The sequence below is a fragment of the Microcoleus sp. bin38.metabat.b11b12b14.051 genome (assembly GCF_013299165.1).
Lineage (GTDB): Bacteria > Cyanobacteriota > Cyanobacteriia > Cyanobacteriales > Microcoleaceae > Microcoleus.
Genome location: NZ_JAAFKD010000008.1, coordinates 187865 through 210827 on the forward strand (window position 1 = coordinate 187865; position 22963 = coordinate 210827).

General features: G+C 46.0%; 19 protein-coding genes. 9 read left to right on the forward strand and 10 right to left on the reverse strand.

Annotated elements, in window-relative coordinates; all coding sequences use genetic code 11:
• From QZW47_RS11585 to plsX, 4 genes are all read right to left on the reverse strand, one after another.
• The gene (locus QZW47_RS11585) at positions 1-714 is read right to left on the reverse strand and encodes a PspA/IM30 family protein (RefSeq protein ID WP_293127253.1); all 714 of its coding nucleotides are present in this window, start codon (positions 712-714) and stop codon (positions 1-3) included.
• 384 nt (positions 715-1098) lie between these two features.
• Positions 1099-1980: an ACP S-malonyltransferase gene (gene fabD, locus QZW47_RS11590; protein ID WP_293127255.1), complete on the reverse strand. Its 882-nt coding sequence runs from the start codon at positions 1978-1980 to the stop codon at positions 1099-1101.
• 668 nt (positions 1981-2648) lie between these two features.
• Positions 2649-3650 carry a beta-ketoacyl-ACP synthase III gene (locus QZW47_RS11595; RefSeq protein ID WP_293127257.1) on the reverse strand — a complete coding sequence of 334 codons (1002 nt, stop codon included), beginning with the start codon at positions 3648-3650 and terminating at the stop codon, positions 2649-2651.
• 165 nt (positions 3651-3815) lie between these two features.
• Positions 3816-4865 (reverse strand): phosphate acyltransferase PlsX, encoded by a 1050-nt coding sequence (gene plsX / locus QZW47_RS11600; RefSeq protein WP_293127259.1) that lies wholly within the window; start codon positions 4863-4865, stop codon positions 3816-3818.
• A 513-nt stretch (positions 4866-5378) separates the two neighbouring features.
• Here plsX and QZW47_RS11605 point away from each other — a divergent pair.
• The 6 genes from QZW47_RS11605 (at position 5379) to QZW47_RS11630 (ending at position 10749) form a co-directional block, all read left to right on the forward strand.
• Positions 5379-6713, forward strand: coding sequence for a D-alanyl-D-alanine carboxypeptidase (locus tag QZW47_RS11605; protein ID WP_293127261.1), 1335 nt, complete (start codon positions 5379-5381; stop codon positions 6711-6713).
• An 81-nt stretch (positions 6714-6794) separates the two neighbouring features.
• A complete protein-coding gene (rpsP, locus tag QZW47_RS11610) occupies positions 6795-7079 on the forward strand; it encodes a 30S ribosomal protein S16 (protein WP_293127263.1) in 285 nt (94 codons plus the stop codon).
• A complete protein-coding gene (locus QZW47_RS11615; RefSeq protein WP_293127265.1) occupies positions 7051-7542 on the forward strand; it encodes a KH domain-containing protein in 492 nt (163 codons plus the stop codon). Before rpsP ends, QZW47_RS11615 begins: the two co-directional genes overlap by 29 nt.
• A 498-nt stretch (positions 7543-8040) precedes the next feature.
• Positions 8041-8994, forward strand: a complete 954-nt coding sequence (locus QZW47_RS11620; protein WP_293127267.1) for a PhoH family protein — start codon at positions 8041-8043, stop codon at positions 8992-8994.
• 144 nt (positions 8995-9138) lie between these two features.
• A complete protein-coding gene (locus tag QZW47_RS11625; protein ID WP_293127330.1) occupies positions 9139-9543 on the forward strand; it encodes a ChuX/HutX family heme-like substrate-binding protein in 405 nt (134 codons plus the stop codon).
• Positions 9544-9969: 426 nt separating this feature from the next.
• Positions 9970-10749 carry a DUF6816 family protein gene (locus tag QZW47_RS11630; protein ID WP_293127269.1) on the forward strand — a complete coding sequence of 260 codons (780 nt, stop codon included), beginning with the start codon at positions 9970-9972 and terminating at the stop codon, positions 10747-10749.
• A gap of 270 nt (positions 10750-11019) precedes the next feature.
• On the opposite strand, the gene fabF is transcribed toward QZW47_RS11630, so the two are convergent.
• The 6 genes from fabF to QZW47_RS11660 all read right to left on the reverse strand — a co-directional run bounded on the left by fabF (position 11020) and on the right by QZW47_RS11660 (position 17931).
• The gene (gene fabF, locus QZW47_RS11635) at positions 11020-12273 is read right to left on the reverse strand and encodes a beta-ketoacyl-ACP synthase II (protein ID WP_293127270.1); all 1254 of its coding nucleotides are present in this window, start codon (positions 12271-12273) and stop codon (positions 11020-11022) included.
• Between the two features lie 97 nt (positions 12274-12370).
• Positions 12371-12625 carry an acyl carrier protein gene (gene acpP / locus QZW47_RS11640; RefSeq protein WP_293127272.1) on the reverse strand — a complete coding sequence of 85 codons (255 nt, stop codon included), beginning with the start codon at positions 12623-12625 and terminating at the stop codon, positions 12371-12373.
• Positions 12626-13357: 732 nt separating this feature from the next.
• Entirely contained in the window at positions 13358-14596 is a 1239-nt protein-coding gene (locus QZW47_RS11645) for a LysM peptidoglycan-binding domain-containing protein (protein WP_293127274.1), read from the reverse strand.
• Positions 14597-14711: 115 nt separating this feature from the next.
• Entirely contained in the window at positions 14712-15731 is a 1020-nt protein-coding gene (locus QZW47_RS11650) for a hypothetical protein (protein WP_293127276.1), read from the reverse strand.
• A gap of 12 nt (positions 15732-15743) precedes the next feature.
• Positions 15744-17411 (reverse strand): hypothetical protein, encoded by a 1668-nt coding sequence (locus tag QZW47_RS11655; RefSeq protein WP_293127278.1) that lies wholly within the window; start codon positions 17409-17411, stop codon positions 15744-15746.
• Positions 17412-17472: 61 nt separating this feature from the next.
• Positions 17473-17931 (reverse strand): hypothetical protein, encoded by a 459-nt coding sequence (locus tag QZW47_RS11660; RefSeq protein ID WP_293127280.1) that lies wholly within the window; start codon positions 17929-17931, stop codon positions 17473-17475.
• 1022 nt (positions 17932-18953) lie between these two features.
• Here QZW47_RS11660 and QZW47_RS11665 point away from each other — a divergent pair.
• The 3 genes from QZW47_RS11665 (at position 18954) to glmS (ending at position 22822) form a co-directional block, all read left to right on the forward strand.
• Positions 18954-19859 carry a CoB--CoM heterodisulfide reductase iron-sulfur subunit B family protein gene (locus QZW47_RS11665; RefSeq protein WP_293127282.1) on the forward strand — a complete coding sequence of 302 codons (906 nt, stop codon included), beginning with the start codon at positions 18954-18956 and terminating at the stop codon, positions 19857-19859.
• 346 nt (positions 19860-20205) lie between these two features.
• Positions 20206-20451: a photosystem I iron-sulfur center protein PsaC gene (gene psaC / locus QZW47_RS11670; protein ID WP_015175986.1), complete on the forward strand. Its 246-nt coding sequence runs from the start codon at positions 20206-20208 to the stop codon at positions 20449-20451.
• Between the two features lie 427 nt (positions 20452-20878).
• Complete coding sequence (gene glmS, locus QZW47_RS11675) at positions 20879-22822, forward strand: glutamine--fructose-6-phosphate transaminase (isomerizing) (RefSeq protein ID WP_293127284.1); 1944 nt, start codon at positions 20879-20881, stop codon at positions 22820-22822.
• The last annotated feature ends 141 nt before the right edge of the window (positions 22823-22963 follow it).

The window sequence follows — 22963 nt, forward strand, 5'->3', positions numbered from 1 at the left end:
TTACTTGGGAAGTTCTTTGTTGTTGGAATCGTCTAACATTTGTAGCCTGCGATTAACTTCATCGTCTATGGTCATGTTTTCTAACTCGGCTTGAAGTCTTTCTTGGGGGTTTTCCGAGATTTCTGCTAAGGCTTGCTGTTCGAGGTTGCGGCGCCCGACGGCGTTTTTGGCTTGCTCGAACTGCGATCTGGCTGAATCGATGCTAAGGTCGTTGTTGACTTTGGCTATGGCTCCGAGGGCGTCGTTAATCTCTGCCATATCTTTCATGTTTTGCATATCCGTTTTGTAGGCTTCGAGCTTTGTGCGCTCTCGATTTAGCTTATCTTTGGAAGCGTTGACGTAAAGTTCGGCTTGTTTTACTTGGGCTTCTAACTGCGGCAGAATTTGTTCTGTCTGAATTACCTTAGACATTGCCAAGCGGGCTGCTTCTTCGTTACCGTTGCGCTGGGCTGTGATGGCTTGACGCTCTACGGTTTGCATTTCCCGAACTTTTTCTTCATATTTTGTTTTGGCGCGCTGGTAGGCTGCAACTTGGGTGGAGACTGCTGCGGCCAGTTTTTGCACGGATTCTTGCATCGCTCGCAATGACTCTTCCGCGACGGCGACTGACACTTTGCCTCCCGATTCTACAGGCATTCCCCACAGCCAGTTCCACCCGCCTACAATGGTTCTGCCCGCTTTTTCGCCCATCAGCCAGTAAAGGACTTTTTTCATACAAAATATCTAGATAAGCTTGGTTTTTACGCCTAGTGTACATCAAAAGTTTCGCGATCGACCTTGAGAGCGATCGACACATATAGCGGTTCTCAAAAACATGAGGTATGCCCTATGCCCTATGCCCTATGCCCTATGCCCTATGCCCTATGCCCTATGCCCTATGCCCTATGCCCTATGCCCTATGCCCGACATACCTCACCTTTTTGAGAAAGGCTATACATTATATTTAATCGAGATTTTCTAGCTGTCTGGATTGTCGATCGCCAATTTGCACAACAGGCCGCAGTCAAATTTTCCTGTTGTGCTATTTATTTTTAGGCAATTTTCTGGCAAATTAACTCAATTTTACAGGCTGTGGCTCAATCGCCAGTTAACAATAGATTAAGCAGGCAAATCTGCCAAACTGCTGACATTTACCAGCGCTAAATTTGGACAAGTCCGTTTGATCAAACCTGTGAGAACTTTGCCGGGGCCAATTTCCACTACGCGATCGATTCCTTGTTGCGGCAGTTGCAGCGAAATTTCTCGCCAGCGCACCCCTTTGGTCATCTGTTGGCTCAAACGCTGCTTTAAAGTAGCTGCGCTGGTAGTGGCTGTTGGTTCTGAGTTCGAGAGTACCAACATTTTGGCATCGGAAAATCTTGCCGCTTTTAGGACTTGTTGAAATTCTGACGCCACTGATGCCATCAGCGGAGAGTGAAACGCACCGGAAACATTCAATTTAACGGCGCGTTTGACTTTAATTTTTGCCAGCAAATCTTCCACAGCAGCAGGCGTTCCAGAAATCACGACTTGTGCTTCGCTGTTATCGTTTGCTAGCACCACGTCTCGGCTGTATTGAATTTGCAGTTCTAATTCCTGCCTGTCGAACCCGATCAAAGCGACCATTTGCCCGCCGGAGGAAGTATCCATGAGTTCGGCGCGCCGTTTGACTAAGCGCAATCCCGTTTCAAAGTCAAAGACTCCTGCTGCGTAGAGAGCAACGTATTCTCCTAGACTATGACCGGCAACCACTGCTGGTCGATCGCTCTTTTCTCGCATTAAGTCTGCCAAAATGCTTTCTACTACGAACAAGCAAGGCTGAGTGTAGAGAGTGCGAGATAGTTTTGCTTCTTCTTTTTGGCAAACTTCAGGGACAGACCAACCTAAAATTTCTTTAGCTAGCTCAAATTTGGCTTTGGCTGTTGGCAAGTTTAATAAGTCTGCACCCATCCCGATCGCCTGGGAACCTTGTCCGGGAAATACCCATGCTGTTTTAGTCATTTTTCCGGTAATCTGCTAATTGGTGGTTGCTAAGAAAGTGATTGCAAAAATTATTTGTTTCCCGCTATCTTTGTTCGCTGGCTGGTATCCGCTATCTTTCGGTTAACGAACTATCTACTCGCGACTCACAATCGTAACATATGACTGCGTTTTTTACTAGGTTTATATTTTTTGTTGCTACTTTAATTCAGATGAATAGCAGCAGTACGATTTTCAACCTTCTAGCTGCCGAAAGTCGAGCCAAAAATAGATAATTTTCAATTTGCAAGCCCGCGCTCGTCCAGAATTACTGTCGGAGGATACACGCATTTCTCGACACCTTAGGCTATGTAGCAATCGCCACAGCGGTGAGGACATAAATAACCTCATGAATAGAGCCGATAGCCCATAGCAGAAACGGTTTGATTTCCTTGACGAAGCAACTCTTCGACTTCGCTCAGCGCAAGCTGTCCACTGTCCACTGTCCACTGTCCACTGCTATATATGGCGTGTTAAAGGATGTTTATTTTTCAATGGTGGCAGTCAGGAAAATTACGCTTGGCAAGTTTCAAACCGCCAAATAGTACACCTGTCTCCCGAAATAATCAAACGGCTAGCCCGCAATCTCGATCGCCAGCTTCATCAGTGATTCTCCATCAAAAATCCCCCATCCACAATCAAAAATAATCTTACCTTCCCCATTGAAAAATTGCGGCCCCCCAACTCAAACCTGCACCGAAACCAGCAGCAGCAATAGTTTCGCCCGGTTTAACTTTACCCTGACGCACGGCTTCGTCTAGGGCGAGGGGAATTGAAGCTGCTGAGGTATTGCCGTAATTTGCCAAATTGCTGATTACTTTTTCTGGAGGAATCTTGAGCCTTTGAGCAACTGCATCGAGAATCCGCTGATTGGCTTGGTGCAACAGCAGCCAGTCAATTTCTGAGGCGTTGATATTTGCCCGAAACATTGCTTTTTCAATGACTTCTGGCACTTTTTTCACCGCAAAGCGATAGATTTCTTGACCATTCATGGCGATCGGCTCAAATCCACCTTGTCCGATATTGACGCCCTCAATTATTTGTTTTGGTTGAGGTTTGTAAGCCAAACTCAGAGAAGAATTTTGGGTGCCGTCGCTGCGAATTTCAAATCCCAAAAATCGATCGACTTCTGAGGCTTGCAATACCACCGCACCTGCACCGTCTCCAAATAAAATGCAAGTACCCCGATCTGACCAGTTCACCCAGCGAGATAAAATGTCTGCTCCGATCAGCAACACATTTTGATAAACCCCTGTCCGAATGAACTGCGAGGCTGTAACTAAACCAAACACAAAGCCAGAACAAGCTGCTGTCAGATCGAAAGCCACTGCTTTGGTAGCGCCCAACTGATATTGAATTTTGCCGGCAGTGCCGAACAAATCGTCAGGGCTTGATGTGGCCAAAATAATCAAATCGATATCTACGGGCGAAATTTCTGCCATTTCCATCGCCTTTTGCGATGCCGAGCAGGCTAAATCGCACAAAGAAGTGCGATCGTCCGCCAGCCGGCGTTCGCGAATGCCCGTCCGTGCGCTAATCCACTCGTCAGACGTGTCTACTATCTGACTCAAACCGTTATTATCAAGCGAAACCTGCGGTGTACAAGAGCCGCTACCCGTAACGGCAATGCCGAACCCTGATTGCTGCAACATTCCTCTCCATTTACTCGCTGTTCGGTCGAGAAATTAAAAATTAAAAACTTCAAATCTAAATTATTTTTTAAACTGCTGAAGTTACTCTTTTTTCAAGCAAAACAGTTAGTTTAAACTGACATTTTTCATTTGATTTTTTTAATTTTTAATTCCTACTTACTGCCTTTAATTGACAGCTTCTTGTTCCAGAGCGCTTTCACGATTGGACGATCGAATTCGCTCCAGCACTTGGTTGTCTATAGCCCCTTTTGCCAAACGAATAGCATTAAAAATCGAGGCTGCTTGAGACGAACCGTGGCTGATGATGCAAACTCCTGCAACGCCCAAGAGCAAACCCCCGCCGTGTTCAACGTGGTCTACCCGCTGCTTGAACCCTTTGAGGCTTTCTTGCAGCAGGGGAGCGCTAATTTGATTTTTGAGTCCGGCGGCCAATTCTTCCTTGAGCACTTGCACCACGACTTCGCCCACCGCTTCGGCAAACTTCAACAACACGTTACCGACAAACCCGTCGCAGACAATCACGTCGAAGTTTCCCGACAGCACGTCGCGGCCTTCGGCATTGCCCACAAAAGGAATGTTTGGGTTGTCCACCAATAACTGGTGGGTACGCACCGCTGCGTCGTTGCCTTTAGAAGGTTCTTCGCCAATGTTGAGCAGACCGATTTTTGGTTCGGCGACGCCCAGCACGCACTGGCTGTAAATAGTTCCCATCAGAGCGAACTGCTCCAAAAATTTGGGGCGGCAGTCCACATTAGCGCCGACATCGAGAATGAGCACAGAGGTTCCCGGTACCATTGTCGGCAAAACTGCACCGATCGCGGGGCGATCGATTCCGGGGAGCCGTCCCAACCTCAACAAAGCCGCAGCCATCGCCGCACCGGAGTGACCGGCGGACACCACAGCATCAGCTTGCTGCTGCTTGACCAAGTTCATGGCTACGTTAATCGAAGCCTTGGGTTTGCGTTTGAGGGCACTGAGAGGTTCTTCGTGCATTTCCACCGTTCCTTCAGAAGGAACGATTTCTAGCTGACCTGTAGAGACGCGGCCGATCGCGTCTTGAACACGTAGCGAGTCTTCTATTTGCTGCGGGTCGCCCACCAGCAAAATCTCTACGCCTAATTCTTCTTGTGCCTTAAGCGCTCCAGCTACAACTTCGGCGGGGGCGTGATCCCCACCCATAGCGTCTATTGCAATTCTTGCGCGTGTCGATCCCATTGACCAATGTTTGAGAAACACTAAAAATTCTACCAGGAAGCCAGCCCATTTGAGATTTTAGATTTGAGATTTTAGATTGACTTGCAGCCTTGAATCAGAGAGCAGGAACTAGGCTCTAAAATTTTGGGCTCGTCCACAAATGACCTCCGAGCCTTGTAGCCGTTTGTTGCGGATCAGGAGTCTGAATCCAGAAGTGCGAATAAATAACTAAAATATGCTCGCGCTCGATCGGACGATCGCTATTTCGGACTACTCTGATAGAGTTTGTCCCCACTCTACTATTTTTGACTGCAAATTCAAAAACTCAACGGAATAGTTTACATGACCCACCCAACAACGGGTACTTGCTTTCCGACACTTGTCGGGAGCCTCAAAATTTTAGATCCTAGTTCCTACTGCCAGATTCACGGCGCTGCAAGTTAAATCTAAAATCTAAAATCTAAAATCTAAAATCTAAAATCTAAAATCTAAAATCTAAAATCTAAAATCGACTGACTGACATAGGAGTAAAAAATGCTGGATTTATTGAGCTCAGGAATCATGTCTCTGTGGCTGGACATCGCTGGGGTACGCAGTGCGGCCCCCAATGCCGTGTCGCTACTGGCTTGGCGGGGAGGGATACCCGGGCTAGTGGTGGCCGAAGAGCTGGCTTTTGGGAAAGTAGATGCGGCAAATTCCGACTTACCGACATCCGCGGCGGTGGAGGAATATTTAAAAGATTTGAAGGCGAAGCACCTGATCGAGGGGAATCAGGGAGTTTGGGTGCAAGCCGGAATGGTGCCGCTGGTAAGTCAGCAAGGGACGGTTTTGATGCCGGGGGCTTCGCTGACTAAGATTGCGACTTCCCTAGCGTCGCTGGAAACTTGGGGCGCGGATTATCAGTTTGAAACTCGGTTCCGGGGAACGGGCCCGATTAGGAATGGGGTATTGCAGGGGGATTTGGTGGTCAGCGGCGGCGGCGATCCGCTGTTTGTTTGGGAGGAGGCGATCGCCGTGGGTAATGCTCTCAATCAAATGGGTATCGATCGCGTGGCGGGCAATTTGGTCGTAACCGGCAATTTCCGCATGAATTACCTGTCAGATCCGGCGGCCGCGGGGGAGAGTCTGCGGCAGGCTCTCGATGGTCGCAGTTGGCCGCAAGACGTGCTCTCAATGTATTCTAAGATGGCTCCGGGCACCAAAAAGCCGCAAGTAACGGTGTCCGGGAGCGTGATTGCTGAAAAATTTGTGAATGCAGGGCATTTGCTACTGAAGCGCCGATCGCTCCCTTTACCCGAAATTCTCAAGTACATGAATGTCCATAGCGATAATGACATTGCCCAAATACTGGCGGACAATTTGGGCGGGCATAAAATAGTTCAGCAGCAAGCGACTTGGGCGGCGGGGGTGCCGGCGGCGGAACTTCAATTAACTAACGGTTCGGGATTGGGAGTGTCCAATCGAATGTCTCCGAGGGCTGCTTGCGGGATGATGCAGGCGATCGCGCGCAACCTTCAAACTACGGGGCTGACGGTTGCTGACTTGTTTCCAGTGTCCGGGCGCGATAAAGGAACTGTGGAACACCGGCACATTCCCCCGTCGGCTGTGGTGAAAACTGGTACTTTGGACACGGTGATTGCTTTGGCTGGAGCGATACCGACGCGCGATCGGGGTTTAGTTTGGTTTGCAATTATTAATCGCGGCACCGATTGGGATTCCTTGAGAGCCCAGCAAGATATATTTCTGCAAAAATTGGTACAGCAGTGGGGAACTGCACCGGCCGTGCCCTTAGCAATTACACCGCACATTGATGGCACTAAACCTGCTTTGGGGGCAGCAAATCGCAGCGATATTTTGCTGGGAGGTTAAGAAATAGGGGTTGAGTTGGAGTTGGTATCGAGACGACCGACATAATAGCTTACAATTGATACAGGACTATTCTGCAAGAAGATGATCAAACTGCGATTAAAGAGATACGGGAAAAAACGTGAGACCAGCTACCGGATTGTAGCGATGAACAGCTCCACCCGCCGCGACGGCCGTCCCCTAGAAGAGCTCGGCTTCTACAACCCCAGAAATAACGAAACCAGGCTGGATGTTCCAGCGATTGTCAAGCGCCTCCAAGAAGGCGCTCAGCCAACTGACACCGTGCGTGACATCCTGAGAAAAGCCAATGTATTTGAACAAGTCAGAGCCGGAGCCAACGTTGAATCCAGCACAGCAGCAGTCAGCTAGTCCCAATTACGCTGGACTGGTTAAGTTTTTAATTGGGCCTTTTTTAGAGACCCCAGGCTCTTTGCGGGTCGATTGCGAACTGCACCCGCGCCAATCCCGGGTCTGGGTTCGGCTCGCTTTTGAAGATCCCGACAAAGGGCGGGTTTACGGTAGGGGCGGACGCAATATTCAGGCAATTAGAACTACCCTCGAAGCGGTGGCGCAAACGGCGGGTCAGTCGCTTTACTTAGATATATACGATGGTGAAGCGGGCGATCGCGGCTCCGGTCAACCAAGGGGCGATCGCGATCGCGGTCTCGATCGAGACCGCCAAGACCGCGGTACGCGCGAGCCGCGAGGCGATTTCCGACCCCGGACGCCGCCTCCGTCGCCGAGTCCCTTAGCTAGCAGAACTCCCAGAGAACAACCTCGCCGTACTAACACACCTACGTTTAGAACGAGCAGAAATACTCCTGGTTATTAACTGCTGAACTCAGCAACAATTTTAGATTTTAGATTGCCTGTTGTATACTTTGTATTACAAACCACGTTTGATTTGAGAAAAGTTGATTTTGCGATCGGACACAAATGTAAAATTAAAAAGCTCAAATCTCAGCGGAATGAGGTAAATCTAAAATCTAAAATCTCAAACCTAAAATCTAAAATCTAAAGTTGCCTGACTGCATCAAAGGGAGATTTAATTTGTGCCCCAAGCACCAAATTCATTTGCGATTTAAACATAAAAGACGCCTGAGATACTAGGTAAAAGCTAGTACGAGGCGTCTTTTTGTTCGGAAAACAAAGCTAATTTAAAGAGATTTCTTGCATAAATCTTTGATTAGTATCTAAACCGCAGATTTGAGGCAAATACAACCGACGGTGCAACCCAGATAATTTCCAGAAGGGCGAAGTTGGGAATGCAATGCAAGTCTAGGGTTAAGTGTTAACTTTTAATTGCTTACTTGGAGGAGCTCATGCTGGCATGACTGAAAAACTAACAATAGAGTTACCGAACACTCAAAGCGCCATGTCGCTGGCAGGTAATCAAGAAGAAAACCTGAAAATTATTTCTAAGCAAACCGGCGCTAACCTGGTAATGCGAGGTCAAGAACTGCTAATTTCTGGCACAAAAACTCAAGTAGAATTGTGTCATAAATTAGTGCGATCGCTCTCCGACTATTGGAAATCCGGCAAAACCATCACCGGAGTAGAAATCCAGACAGCGCGCTACGCACTGGATACAAACCGCCAAGGCGATTTGCAAGACTTGCAGCGAGACGTACTCGCCAAAACCCGCCGCGGCGAAGAAATTAGAGCTAAAACCTTCAAACAGCGCCAGTACGTCCAAGCAGTACGCACCCACGACTTGACATTTTGCATCGGCCCCGCTGGTACTGGCAAAACATTTCTAGCAGCTATTTTAGCCGTGCAAGCGCTGCTAAGCAAACAGTACGAACGGCTAATTTTAACCAGGCCAGCCGTAGAAGCTGGTGAAAAATTAGGATTTTTGCCAGGAGATTTGCAGCAAAAAGTCGATCCATATTTGCGCCCGCTTTACGACGCCCTCCAAGAAATCATCGACCCCGAAAAAATGGCTGATTTAATGGAAAGAGGCTTAATCGAAGTAGCTCCTTTAGCTTATATGCGAGGGCGCACTCTCAGCAATGCTTTCGTAATTTTGGACGAAGCTCAAAATACAACGCCTGCTCAGATGAAAATGGTGTTGACTCGTCTGGGCTTTCGATCGAAAATGGTAGTGACGGGCGATATTACTCAAACAGATTTAGCACCAAACCAACAGTCGGGATTGTCAGTCGCCCAAAAAATTCTCGGCAACGTTGAGGGCATTGCTTTCTGCGAATTCAATCAGTCGGATGTTGTCAGACACCCGTTAGTACAGCGGATTGTTGCGGCTTACGAACTACACGAAAAATAGTCATCAGTCAGTTGACAGTTGACAGTTGACATTTGTCATTAGAAGCAATGCCCTGTTTCGCCTGTTTGGCCAATCCGATGCCCGATGCCCGATGCCCGATGCCCGATGCCCGATGCCCGATTCCCAATTACCGATTCCCAAATTATGCCTAATCTGAAAGAATTCTTAGAAGCTTGCGAAAAATTGGGGACGCTGCGTTTAATCGTGACTAGCAGCGCCGCTGTGCTCGAAGTGCGCGGTTCAATTCACAAGCTGTTTTATGCAGAGTTACCCAAGGGGAAATATGCAAATATGCACGCCGAAATATTTGAATTTCACCTGAACATGGACAAAATCAAACAGGTGAAATTCGAGACTGGCGAGGCAAAAAGAGGCAATTTTACTACCTATGCAATTCGTTTTCTGGACGAACAAAACGATCCTGCTTTGAGCGCATTTTTGCAGTGGGGGAAACCGGGAGAATACGAACCGGGACAGGTGGAAAATTGGCACGAATTAAAGGAAAAATACGGGGAGGTTTGGCAACCTGAACCCGTGGAGACGATTTAAAGCTAACCAACAATAAACAAGGTTTGTAGTGAGGACTTTAGTCCGCAAAAAGAAGGAATGGCATTCCTCACTTTCAAGCTAACCAACAATAAAAAAGGTTCGTAGTGAGGACTTCAGTCCGCAAAAAGAAGGAATGGCATTCCTCACTTTCAAGCTAACCAACAATAAAAAAGGTTCGTAGTGAGGACTTTAGTCCGCATCAAGAAGGAATGGCATTCCTCACTTTAAAGCTAACCAACAATAAAAAAGGTTTGTAGTGAGGACTTCAGTCCGCAAAAAGAAGGAATGGCATTCCTCACTTTAAAGCTAACCAACAATAAAAAAGGTTTGTAGTGAGGACTTTAGTCCGCATCAAGAAGGACTAAAGTCCTCACTACGAACCAATTGGAGATAAAGAGCAAGTTAGCTGTTTAAATGTAATTTGATATGAAGGGAATTTGGGGTTTTTGTCTGGTTTTGCTGGTATTGCTGTGGGGTGGCGGTGCGAGAGCCGGGGTTTTGGCCGATCGCATTTCGAGTTTTCCCAATTGGGATAGCAAGCCTGCTATCGCTGTAGCTAAGGGAGATTTGGTGTATCCAGACTGGATGGGCGGCAATTGGAATGTTGCGAGCACTTTGGTGGATTTAGCCGCGCCTTTAGCCCCAAAAATTGTCACGCCTGGGTTTGAAAAAAATCGCCAGTATTTGCAGCAGCCCGTATTATTTCAAGTCAGATTTCAACCGGAAATCAATACTGGTCTTTTTTCTAATTATAGATCTCAGCTAGCTCAGAAGATTGTGGGCGATCGCGCTTTTAACGGTTTGAACATCGCCAAAGCTTATTTGGGCGAGGGTGGCGTACTTTCGGTGAAAGTCGATCCCAGCAATCCCAACCGCCAGATTACCATACTCAAAGGCGATCGGCAACTAATCTCGATTGTTACCAGTCGCGGCACTGAAACCCCGAATCCTCTGGAGTTTATATCTACAGAGATTTCACAGCAGGTGTTTCGGGGAGAGACTGATATTTATTTAAACGAAGTGGAAACAACCACAGCTTATCGAGTCGTTGGAAGCGGGGAAAAGGGATCTTCTGCGAGTAAAAAAATTGAGGCGGATCAGGTGACAGCGATTTATTTGTCGCCGCAAGACCCGGATTATTTTGCTGCGGCGGGGCATCCTGTGGCTTTGTACCGATATCGCTTGGAGTTGTTGCCTGCAGAATAAGCTAATTGGTGGTATGACAATACCCCTGATTTGCAGTATTTGCTCAGCAGTAATCTCATTCATCTCCCGGCAATTATGGCAAATTTATCACTTGCGTGCGGGTGTCCTGAAACCGGGTTTTTGCACGAAAATTATTGGCTGTAGCCCGCAATTCTGGTAAAAAACCCGGTTTCTTCGTCGCAGTGCGGCTTATCCCACATTCACCTAAAAAAAAATAGAAGGTGAAAAATTAATTTTTCACCTCCTAACTTGCTATTTTCAGATTTGCCGTTACCGAACAAACTTCTTGAATGCCAGTGTGACGTTGTGGCCGCCAAATCCAAAGGAATTCGACAGCGCCACATCAACTTTTAGATCGCGACTGGTATGCGGTACATAGTCTAAATCGCACTCAGGATCGGGATTTTCTAGATTGATTGTCGGCGGGACTTTATCGTTGGCGATCGCCATTACCGTCGCCACCGCCTCAATTCCCCCAGAACCACCCAACAGGTGGCCAGTCATTGATTTGGTAGAACTAATTGCTACTTTGTAAGCGCGATCGCCCAAAACCTTTTTAATCGCCTTCGTTTCCGTAGAATCGTTGGGAAGCGTACTCGTGCCGTGAGCGTTGATATAACTCACCATATCCGGCGTTAAACCGCCATCCTTGAGCGCTAAAGCGATCGCCCGTGAGGCACCTTCGCCGCCCGGTACTGGGGATGTCATGTGATACGCATCGCAGGTTAAACCGTAGCCGACGATTTCTGCGTAAATTCTGGCGCCTCGCGCTAAAGCGTGTTCCATTTCTTCTAAAAGCAGAATCCCAGCACCTTCGCCGACGACAAAACCATCGCGATCGCGATCGAACGGACGGCAAGCATGAGTCGGGTCATCGTTGCGAGTCGAAAGCGCCCTCGCCGCAGCAAAACCCGCCACGCACAAAGGAGTTACCGCCGCTTCCGTACCACCGCAAATCATGGCTTGCGCGTAACCGCCCTGAATCATGCGAAACGCATCGCCCACTGCATTCGAGCCAGCCGCGCAGGCCGTGACGGTGCAAGAGTTTGGCCCTTTAGCGCCCGTTTGAATCGCCGTCAGGCCCGCGGCCATATTCGCAATCATCATGGGAATCATAAACGGGGTGCATCGATCGGGGCCGCGAGTCAGATAAATTTCTTGCTGGTCTTCCAAAACCTTCAGGCCGCCAATGCCGGTGCCAAGAATGACACCCACCTGTTCTGCGTTCAGGTCGTTAATCTCAAACTTCGCATCAGCCAGAGCTTGTTTGCTCGCTGATACCCCAAATTGAGCAAAGCGATCCATCCGCTTTGCTTCCTTGCGCTCTAAATACTCGTGAGGGTCGTAACCCTTCACCTCTCCAGCAATCCGGCAGTCGTGCCGCGACGCATCGAACAAGGTGATCGGGCCGATGCCATTCTTCCCGGCCAGCAAACCGTCCCAATATTCAGACAAGGTATTGCCGATCGGTGTAATCGCGCCGAGACCCGTGATAACAACGCGCTTACGCTCTAAATTTGTCATGATTTCAGTTTCAAAAAATTAAACACCCAGAACGCAGAACAAAAGAGGAGTTGTTAGTTTTTTAACTTCTCTCCTCTTAGGGGAAAAGACAGGTATTTTATGCTTTTGGAGCTGCAAGTTTGCTGCTGATGAAATCTACAGAAGCTTGAACCGTGGTAATTGCTTCGGCTGCTTCGTCGGGAATTTCAATATCAAACTCTTCTTCCAAGGCCATGACCAGCTCTACTGTATCTAAGGAGTCTGCTCCTAAATCGCTAGCAAAGTTGGCTTCGGGCTTGACTTCGCTCGGATCGACTTCGAGTTGATCTGCCACGATTTTCTTGACTCTAGTAAAAATGTCGTCTTGACTCATAACATCCTGTCCTCATTGGTTGCTGCGTATCTAATCTTATCCGAAAGGGGGATCTTCGGGAGAAAGGCTTGCCGCTTTTCTGACTGACCCTCTGTGTAGCGAGTGGGCCGTCGGCATTGGTGGCAAATTCAGGACTGTTACGACTCCTCGAAACCGGGTTTTTCACCGAATCTGCGGTCTACAACGAAGTATTTTTCTCCGTCAAACCCGGTTTATGGGCCCAAAATCGTTTTTTTGGTCTTAGGTTCATCCGTCGCAAACAGCCCCTGGAACTCATCCAACCAGTTCTATATGATCGGTGTGCATGGGCCTTATGCCAGCCATGTCAAGGTGCTACCGACATATTTACGCGATCCTAGCTGTTGGCGATCGATAATAAACAAGATTTATTGTTGATCGGGATTGAAAACAATCAGATTGAACGATCGTCTGAAACGAAATTTCAACCGTTTGAAGGCTTTCTTCACCACCTTGACAGGGCTAGCCTTGTTATGAATTCGCTGATTAATGAGTTGCCATTGCAGCATCCAAGCGAAGTGCGATCGTCTCATCTTTTTCTAATCTCATCTTCCAACGCTTGCTTCTTTTTTTCTTTGCTAGCATGGGCTGAAGGTCTTGCCTTTTGGGAACCGACTGATTCTAATTCCTCTTTCTTTACACCAAGCTCGGTTTTCCGTTGTATGCACCAATATCTTTTGTCCATCTGTTCGAGGGCGTTGTTAGATATCGCCGCTATTCACGTGATGTTGATCTACACGCTGGGATTCTAATTTCCCAACCAGTTTCTATGGAATCTGGATTATTGGTCAGAGAAGGATACTTATCACTGTTTACTGACGCAATTTCTTGTGCTGAAGTATTGAAACGAGCAGCAATTTTACTTAGAGTATCACCTCGCTGAATTTTATACAAAGTATCTAGTTTACTAAGTGATTGTCTTACCTTCCAGGCATTGACTAGATCGCCTTGTGAACGATAAATTTTCTCTGCCATATTATAATCTTTGACAGCCTCTACCTGATTGCCAAATAAGTAGCATTGAAGGTCTCCTCGACTATAGTAAGTAGGAGCATACTGCTGATTTAATTCATATGCTTTTTGATATTCTGCCAGCGCAGCTTCTTTATCATTTTTTATTCGATAAACATCACCACGTCCTACATAAGCAGGTGCATATTTAGGCTCTTTCTGACGTGCATTGTTGAATTCCATGAAAGCTTTATCAATATCTCCAATTACAAGATATACCCTACCTTTACCAACATATGCAGGTGTATAAGAACTGTTAAAATCTAAAGCTCTCTTAAAATCTTCAAATGCTAAATTATATTCTTCAATATTAAAAAAAGCATTAGCTCGATTTATCAGGAACTCTACATCTCCTGGTTTTTGATTAATTTTTTCTGTGAGATCAGAGATTATTTGCTTGTTTTGATATTCAATAAACTTAAAACTGTTATCCCAGTGCGATGCTCGATTTGGGTAAGTGCAAGTTAAAGCAGAAGGTTGCCACTGACCAGTCATACTCCAATGTTCAAAGGAACACCAAGTCTCAATACTTTTATCAACTAGAGAGGCTACTCCCGGTGAAAAATCCAGCCAAGGGCGGATAAACCAAAATGGTAAAGTAATTAATGGTGTCAAATATAGGCTTTTTTTACCTAAGATCCATTTCCGTTGAAAGGCAATTTTTTCAAGACTTTGACAGGCTTCTTTTGTTTGCTCAATAACTCTTAGTAGTCCTTGAAGAATTTTCTCTATTTCCTGTAAAGAATCAGCAATACCATCACCAGAATTGTGTAAAAAAGGTTCAATCTTGTAGGAGAACCAAAATAGTCCAGCAACAATTCCATATGCTAGTAAGAATATAAGCTGTAAAGCTCTGGCAATTAGCCAAGGAACCAAGCGTAATAATAAAAGTGGCAAGAAAAACATGAGAAGGGTTATAGTGACAAGTGCTTGCCACGGCATAGGCAAGTAGATTAGCCCCCCCCAAATGCTCCGCAAGATTAGGTGTAACAAGCTCATTACTCTAAAACCTAACTTTCTCTACATTTACAATTCATAGAAACTTATAACAGGTGTTCTAACTCGTCGGCACATCGTCAAAATCATCATCGTCATCGTCATCAGCTCGTGGTTGTGGGTCTTCGTTTGCTGCATGACCTTCCAAAGCAGCTTTTGGCGATTCGGTTAAACCCATTACTCGCCGTAAAACTCTCATGCTAGCTTCACCCAGTTCAGATCCTTCAAGCGCATCTTCTTGCAGCATAATTTTTAATAGTTCCATATTGCTACCAGAAGAAAGCTGCTTTTGCTGATCAAAACGACTGATCAGCTCAGCAATATTTCCAGGATTTTGTGCTAGATAGGCAGCAAGTAGACTGGGTTCACCACCTAGTAGAAGTTTCTCATAATGCTCTTGACTAGCTGAAGCACGCATACGTTTCAATTCATCAAGCTTGAGTTGTGCAATTTCTTCAGCTTGGGCAAGTCTAAATTGAGCCGCTTTGTCAGCTAATAATGCAGCTTCATTCAGTTCGGTTAAGGTTACTTGTTTGATACTTCCGATCGCTGACGAGTCAATTTGCAATGAAGCTACCAGTTGAGGAACTCGCAATCCTAAGTCATCAAAGCAGCGTTCATCAACCACTCTTCGCCTCACACTTCTATTAATATCTTTTTCTGCCATCGCATTTTCTCGCAAATCATAATCACGAGAAATTTGTTTCATCTCATTAATGAGGCGTGCTTTTAAAACTGAAGCGACATCATGTGTCCCTGCCTTTACGATGATTTGTGCATCAGAAACAGAGCAGGTAATTTCTACTGTGGTTGGAAAGTCGAACCCAGAAGTTTTTGAAGGTAAGGAACAATCAATTTTTAGTACATATTCACCAACATCTATTTTGTATAAGAAATTATACCCCCCAAATTTAAATTTACTAAAAGAGATCGGTTTATCTGTGTGACTAATGACTAACAATTCACCGCCACTACGAGACAAGACGAGAACTGTATTGGGCGCAGGCACAGGAATCTCTTTAGTCAAAGACCAGCCTCGAACATCTTCTTGGCTTAAAATTGGATTGAATGTTTCTTGCATAGTTTCTCTCCTTTACTGTGTTAATCCTTTTTGTTGTAAAAATGCCAGCATTGTTAGTGCATATGAATTTCCTCGATCTGCCCACCTCTTGAGATAACCCTTAAGGCGAAGCCGTTCTTTTGAATCTCCATGTTTCATAATCCTGGTGATAATTTTTCCAAGAGGTTGCCTCAGTTGAGGATTTTTTTCTACAAACATAAACCAGGACTCTAGCTCTTTTATCACCAAAGAACGAGTCTGTTTAAGATTTAGAGAAGATCTGATAAGTGACGAAACAGTTTGTGAAATTTTTTCATCTGTCTTGGCTAACCAAAATAGCGTTGGCAATTTTTTGCAAGTGAAATTATTTACTGAAGTCTCTGATGTTTTCATAATACCCCAAGTAACAAAAGCAGCCATTTCATGAGACGATTTTTTTCTGTCATACCTTAGCCATGTCTCAAGATGTTTTAAGATAATCAATCGATTATCAGGAATAGATTCACTCATTTCAAAAAGCATAACTATGCCTTCTAAAATATCTGAAAAAAGACTAACATCATTTGATTTGATAATCTTCTGAAACTTCTCAAAAGCATCATCTGGAAATTTCAAACCAACGTAAAGACTATAAGCTTCTATGGATGTTCGTCTTAAGTTGGGCGAGTTCTTTAATGTACTCCAATGGGATAGTATATTTCGTGCTTGTTGAGGGGAGTTTTCATCATCGCCTAAGGCAGTAACACTCAAAGATAATACTGCTAACGAACGCTGTGAAGGATTATCAGCTTTTGCCCAGGGAATCAAAACCATTTCACGCACTAGGTCAAAGCGATATTTACAAGACTCACTGAGCGCACCAGCAAGATGAACTTTCGTCAGAGAACCCTGTGTTGTACCAAGTTCTACCAAACAATCAAGAATTATCTGCCAGTAATAGTCTTCTTCCTGCCAAATATACCTTAATAAAGCACCTTGAAAATTTGGGTCATTGAACAGGGAAATCTCAAATGAGTTGCGCCCAAATTCTGTATTTTCATGGCTATTTTCAGTATAAGCAAGGACTATCCTCAGTCGTTTTTTAAACCCTAGGATTTTAAATTTGAGGGTTTCATCGTCTAGTTCCTGAGTATCTTTGCCTAATTTTGAACGTATTTTAGACTCTAGTTTCTCGCTCAAAGCGATAATAGATTTGCAATCACTTCCGTTCAAAAACGCCATCGCTATCATTAGAGAACGATGATGAATCGCTGGGTAATTCTCAAACCAACGCTCTACCCTCTCGGGCAAAGGTATTGCAGCATAATCAAAATTATCTAAAGTTGCAGAATCGCTATCGGAAGATCCCTCTGAATTACTCTGACTATGATTATATTGGCTACCACCTACAAACTGCCCACTACTGTTGTAAAAACTTCCACCGATATGTGTACCACCACTTTGGAAGTTAATAGTGCCTACTGAACCACCTTGTTTTATGAACTCGCTGACAAATCTGTTTGCAAAGTTTTGAAACTGCTTTTGAGATTCATCAACTTTATTCTCACCAGATGACTCCTTATTTACAAATGATTGAAAGATTTTTTCACGCTCATCATCAGAAGGTTTTTCTTTTTTCTCAACATTTACAGGTTCCTGTTTGGGCTGCTCAGGGGATAGATTTTCCTTATTGGCATCGCCTGGAGGTGTGGCAATAGACATGGCACTTTAAAGAAATCCTGCAGGTATGAACATAGCAGTTAACTTAGCAGAGTTAGAAATTCTACTTATTACCTGAATTGTGTTGATCGCGACCAACAAAAGTTCCAGTATTGTGTAAATCTCCTCGAATAGAAACTCCACCACTCTGGAGATTAACTGATTGATCTACTGCGCGATCATGTTCTGAATCTTTCTCTTGCATTAGCTTCAGCAACTCTTGAGTCAGTTCTGGATTTCCTTCGAGAATATCTCTGATTTGACTAATTAACGCAAACTGCGAAATCTCATCTGGACGCTGTATTACATTAGTGACTGCCTCCTGGGCGGCTCCTTTCTGCTGAACTTGAGGGCTGAGTTTTGCCCAAACATTCTTAGCTTTGTCCCAACTGGATTTTCCTAGAGCTTTTACAGCGTCGGTACTAACCCCCTCAGCAACTTTCTCACCAATTTTCATGAGGAAGGGTAATGCAGGACATAGTAAGCTAACAAGGAGCTTTGCAAGTTCTGTAGCATCTGGCATATTAAGTTATCCTGGGTAGTTTAATGATTAGCCTTCTGATTAGGCTGGTATATCTACGTAATTTCCGGAAAATTTGACATAAATTCGTGACGAGATCGTCAAGATAGGATATCTTACCCAACCTTGTCAAGCTGTTTGCTGAGCTTGGTTAAAAGTGCCTCAAACCCTTGAAATCTCCAAGGCTGCGATCGTTAAATCTGCTTTTTTTAACAGGTGATTACCGAAGCGGACCACTAGGATGATGTAAATAAATTGATCGCACTAATCATCGTTCGGGCAATACACATCTACAAACTACGGAATTTCAAGCATTTTACATACTAAAAACCAAGCTCGACAGACACCTTGACAGGGCTGCATATCCTACCTAACGATCTAAATAAAATGCAGATGGTATGAGACAGCACAGAAGGTCATGAAAACTTAACTTTGGATGCAAACAAAGAGTTTCCAACTACTGCCCCATTGATAACCCTGAAGTATAACTATGTATGATTCATGGGTAGGGTGTAATTTGTGCCTATGGAAATATTATGCACCTATTTTTATTTTTGTGTCAACAATACTCCGGACAATTTTTGAGACAGAGGCCCAAACCCTCATTCTACCGTTAGCACTTGACCTCACTGAGAAGGTCCAAACCCGCATTCTGCCGTTAGTGATTGAAAACTGTCCGGACTATTGGTCAAGCACTACTTAGTCTTATTGTCCTTCTGAATTTCCATGCAATACTCCGGACAGTTTTTTGAACTATTCTATAAGGCTTTCAGAGCTTGCAGTTTAAGGCTTGAGCCTCAAAACCTGCCCAAATTCTGTCCGGAGTATTGTCAACACGCTCTGGGGTAGATAATGTTGGTCAATAGCTAGCCGCCTCAACGATTGACTCATAATTGTCTAAAACTAGGTAAGGATATGGAGAACGGAAACAAAGCAGGAAGCATCCCAACTTCGTTAGCGCAGCCCTCGAAGAGGATCGCTCTCCTTCTCTTGTCCCTTGCCTTATGTCCCCAGCAGAAACAATTATGCCATCCCCAAATCTCAAATATGCTTACTTTCCCGGTTGCGTTGCCCAAGGGGCTGCCCGCGAACTTTACCTGTCTACCCAGGCGCTGACTCAAGCGTTGGGCATTGAACTGGTGGAACTCAAGAAAGCTTCCTGCTGCGGTTCTGGTACTTTCAAGGAAGATTCGCAGTTGCTCGAAGATACTGTTAACGCCCGCAATATTGCTTTGGCTGAGCAACTAAATCTGCCTCTGCTGACCCATTGCAGCACTTGTCAAGGGGTAATTGGTCATGTGGACGATCGCCTCAAGGAATCCCAAAAGACCGATCGACCTTACTTAGAAAAAGTCAACGGTTTGCTGGAAAAACAAGGTTGTTCACCTTATCAAGGTAGTACCGAGGTGAAACATCTGTTGTGGGCGATAGTCGCAGATTACGGTCTGGAGGAAGTGCAGAAGCGAGTTACCCGCAAGCTTTCGGGTTTGAAGTGCGCGTCTTTTTACGGGTGTTACTTGCTGCGTGCTCAGGATAACTTGGTTTACGATGACCCGCACCAACCGGAATCGATGGAAAATGTGTTTCGGGCGATCGGCGCAACGCCAGTTTACTATCGAGGGCGGACGCAGTGCTGCGGCTGGCCGTTGGCGAGTTATGCCACTAACCAATCTTTTCAGATGGCGGGCAAACATATTCAAGATGCTCTTGACAATGGCGCTGATTGTATGGTAACTCCTTGTCCGCTTTGTCATTTAAATTTGGATTCGCGGCAGCCGGAGGTGGAAAAAGCGATCGGGCGAAAATTGGGTTTGCCAGTGCTGCATCTGCCTCAATTGGTGGCTTTGGCTTTGGGTGTGGAGCCGAAAAAACTAGGACTCGATCGGCATATTGTTTCAACTAAGCCCCTGTTAGAAAAATTAGGGTTTTAGAAGACCGGGCGGTTGAAACCGCGTCTATACAAACACTCACGCGACGGGAGCGGGTTGAAGATCGAGCTGTTGAAATTATGTTATTTTTGCAGTCCGCGGAGGTGGTCGCTGAGCTTGTCGAAGTGCGGACTTCGTATGTGTAGGCGCGGTTTCAACCGCCGTCTGATCTCCGAGAATGAATATCTGATCTGTGAAGTTTTGTCGCTTTTTGGCGAAGTGCTTCCAGGCACTGCGGTAGACTAGCCTTTGATTCTCTGTGCAGGCTATAGCGGTGGCACCTCGCCGTCAAATCTGTTAATTCGCAGAGCCAGCAAATTTTTAGTGACTCGTTGGGAGCCTTTATTCAATGTCTCATTCAGTCAAAATTTACGATACCTGCATCGGCTGCACTCAATGCGTCCGCGCTTGTCCGACTGACGTTTTGGAGATGGTGCCCTGGGATGGCTGCAAAGCAGCTCAGATTGCCTCTTCCCCTCGCACCGAAGACTGCGTAGGTTGCAAACGTTGCGAAACAGCTTGCCCTACCGATTTTCTGAGCATCCGGGTTTACCTGGGAGCAGAAACCACTCGCAGTATGGGTCTAGCCTACTAAATATCGATCGAATTGTCGATCGAATTACAGGCACAGGAGAGGGGGCGATTAAATTGCCCCCTCTCTTTTTGTCGCGGAATCTGCATTTTGCCACCGGAATAAGGTAATACAATTTTAGATTTTGGATTTTGGATTTTGGATTTTGGATGACCGGCAAGAAACGGACACAACATTCCGACACGATCGTCAGAGTCGGGAGTAAAATTTTAGATTCTAGTTCAATCTCCCAGATTCAATGCGAAAATCAAATCTAAAATCGTTCGATGCTCGCGCTAGCCGAAGCATCTAAAATCTAAAATCTAAAATCTAAAATCGACTGAGTATCATGGTTGGGAGCTTCCCTAAAGTTGCATTCTTTTTTGCAACTGGTGTAAAAATGATAAAACTTGGGTTTTATTTCGATCGCTAAGCAGGAGCAGTACCTTAAATGTGCGGAATCGTTGGTTATATCGGCACGCAAGCAGCAAGCGAAATTTTGCTAGCAGGATTGGAGAAACTGGAATACCGGGGTTACGATTCAGCAGGCCTCGCCACCATCTCCGAAGGAGAAATTACCTGCATCCGAGCAAAGGGCAAATTGCACAACCTCCGGGAAAAGCTAGCAGAGATAGACTCTCAGGCTCCCATCGGCATCGGACACACCCGCTGGGCAACTCACGGCAAACCAGAAGAATATAACGCTCACCCTCACCGAGATAATAGCGGGCGAATTGCCGTAGTTCAAAATGGAATTGTCGAAAATTATCGCGAGTTGCGCGAAGAATTGAAAGGGAAGGGACATAAATTTGTCTCTGACACTGATACAGAAGTTATTCCTCATTTAATAGCTGAATTTTTCCAAGAAGGAAGAAGGAAGAAGGAAGAAGGAAGAAGGAAGAAGGAAAAAGGAAAAGATCCAACAGCAGAGGAAATTGCTGATTTGTCGTTTTTGGACGTGGTTTCAAAGGCGGTAAATAGGTTAGAAGGAGCTTTTGCGATCGCAGTTATTTGTGCAGATTTTCCAGACGAACTAATTGTCGCCAGACAGCAAGCTCCTTTGGTAATTGGCTTTGGTGCAGGCGAATTCTTCTGTGCTTCCGACACCCCAGCCTTAATATCTCACACGCGCGCTGTTTTATCCCTCGAAAATGGCGAATTGGCAAGACTAACTCCGATGGGAGTAGAAGTTTACAGCTTTACAGGACAAAGGCTGAAAAAAACTCCGCGCATCCTCGGGTGGAATCCGGTTTCTGTCGAGAAACAGGGCTTTAAGCACTTCATGCACAAGGAAATTTACGAACAGCCCGCCGTAGTCCGAGCTTGTTTGGAGACTTATTTAGACAGCGATTGGCAGCCGGGAAATCCGCACTCTCCTATCAATCTAAACTTACCGAAAGAACTTTGCGCCGATGTCGAACAAATTTCCATTCTCGCCTGCGGAACGAGCTGGCACGCCTCGCTAATTGGCAAATATTTGTTGGAACAGTTAGCAAATATTCCTACTGCGGTGCAGTATGCTTCTGAGTACCGTTACGCGCCCGCACCGCTGACAGCAAATACTTTAATTATTGGGGTAACTCAATCGGGAGAAACGGCGGACACGCTGGCAGCTTTGGGGATGGAACAGCAGCGCCGCGCGGCTTTTACGGATAAATTTCGATCGCGAATGTTGGGTATTACTAACAGGAGTGAAAGTTCGATCGCCCACATGATGCCGCACATTATTCACACCCACGCTGGCATAGAAGTTGGGGTGGCCGCTACTAAAACTTTTGTCACTCAGTTGATGGCTTTCTATTTCTTAGCTTTGGATTTGGCCCACCAGCGACAAACCATCAGCACGGAGAGATTAGCTGAAATTATTGCTGGTTTGCGCCAGTTACCAACCCAAATTGAGAAGTTTTTGGAGATTCAAGAACAGTATGTGGAGGAATTGTCCCACCAGTTTACTGAAACTCAAGACTTTATCTTTTTGGGGCGGGGAATTAACTTTCCGATTGCTTTGGAAGGGGCGCTGAAACTAAAGGAAATTAGCTATATTCACGCTGAAGGATATCCCGCCGGAGAGATGAAACACGGCCCGATCGCCCTTTTGGACGCTAAAGTGCCTGTAGTGGCGATCGCGATGCCGGGAAGCGTCTACGAAAAAGTGCTTTCCAACGCCCAGGAAGCCAAGGCCCGCGACGCCCGTTTAATTGGCGTGACGCCGAAGCAGGGCGCAGCGGAAGCCGATATTTTTGACCATGTTTTGCCGGTACCTTTGGTGGATGAATTGTTGTCACCGATTGTGACAGTGATTCCGCTGCAATTGTTGGCTTATCACATTGCGGCGCGCCGAGGTTTGGATGTGGATCAGCCGCGCAATTTGGCGAAGTCGGTGACGGTGGAATAATGTCAGTTGACAGTTGACAGAAGAGCCCGCCCGCGGAGTCGAGGGGTTGACAGCTTGCGCGCTCGCGACTTGCCCGCCCGCGAAGTCGAGGGGAGTCGAAGAGTTGACAGAAGAGCCCCCCGAGCGACTTGCCCGCCCGCG

Bases quoted from the DNA above. Each gene is read 5' to 3' on its own strand.
- QZW47_RS11585 (WP_293127253.1), bottom strand. From the start codon at position 714: ATGAAAAAAGTCCTTTACTGGCTGATGGGCGAAAAAGCGGGCAGAACC.
- fabD (WP_293127255.1), bottom strand. From the start codon at position 1,980: ATGACTAAAACAGCATGGGTATTTCCCGGACAAGGTTCCCAGGCGATC.
- QZW47_RS11595 (WP_293127257.1), bottom strand. From the start codon at position 3,650: ATGTTGCAGCAATCAGGGTTCGGCATTGCCGTTACGGGTAGCGGCTCT.
- plsX (WP_293127259.1), bottom strand. From the start codon at position 4,865: ATGGGATCGACACGCGCAAGAATTGCAATAGACGCTATGGGTGGGGAT.
- QZW47_RS11605 (WP_293127261.1), top strand. From the start codon at position 5,379: ATGCTGGATTTATTGAGCTCAGGAATCATGTCTCTGTGGCTGGACATC.
- rpsP (WP_293127263.1), top strand. From the start codon at position 6,795: ATGATCAAACTGCGATTAAAGAGATACGGGAAAAAACGTGAGACCAGC.
- QZW47_RS11620 (WP_293127267.1), top strand. From the start codon at position 8,041: ATGACTGAAAAACTAACAATAGAGTTACCGAACACTCAAAGCGCCATG.
- QZW47_RS11625 (WP_293127330.1), top strand. From the start codon at position 9,139: ATGCCTAATCTGAAAGAATTCTTAGAAGCTTGCGAAAAATTGGGGACG.
- QZW47_RS11630 (WP_293127269.1), top strand. From the start codon at position 9,970: ATGAAGGGAATTTGGGGTTTTTGTCTGGTTTTGCTGGTATTGCTGTGG.
- fabF (WP_293127270.1), bottom strand. From the start codon at position 12,273: ATGACAAATTTAGAGCGTAAGCGCGTTGTTATCACGGGTCTCGGCGCG.
- acpP (WP_293127272.1), bottom strand. From the start codon at position 12,625: ATGAGTCAAGACGACATTTTTACTAGAGTCAAGAAAATCGTGGCAGAT.
- QZW47_RS11645 (WP_293127274.1), bottom strand. From the start codon at position 14,596: ATGCCGTGGCAAGCACTTGTCACTATAACCCTTCTCATGTTTTTCTTG.
- QZW47_RS11650 (WP_293127276.1), bottom strand. From the start codon at position 15,731: ATGCAAGAAACATTCAATCCAATTTTAAGCCAAGAAGATGTTCGAGGC.
- QZW47_RS11655 (WP_293127278.1), bottom strand. From the start codon at position 17,411: ATGTCTATTGCCACACCTCCAGGCGATGCCAATAAGGAAAATCTATCC.
- QZW47_RS11660 (WP_293127280.1), bottom strand. From the start codon at position 17,931: ATGCCAGATGCTACAGAACTTGCAAAGCTCCTTGTTAGCTTACTATGT.
- QZW47_RS11665 (WP_293127282.1), top strand. From the start codon at position 18,954: ATGCCATCCCCAAATCTCAAATATGCTTACTTTCCCGGTTGCGTTGCC.
- psaC (WP_015175986.1), top strand. From the start codon at position 20,206: ATGTCTCATTCAGTCAAAATTTACGATACCTGCATCGGCTGCACTCAA.
- glmS (WP_293127284.1), top strand. From the start codon at position 20,879: ATGTGCGGAATCGTTGGTTATATCGGCACGCAAGCAGCAAGCGAAATT.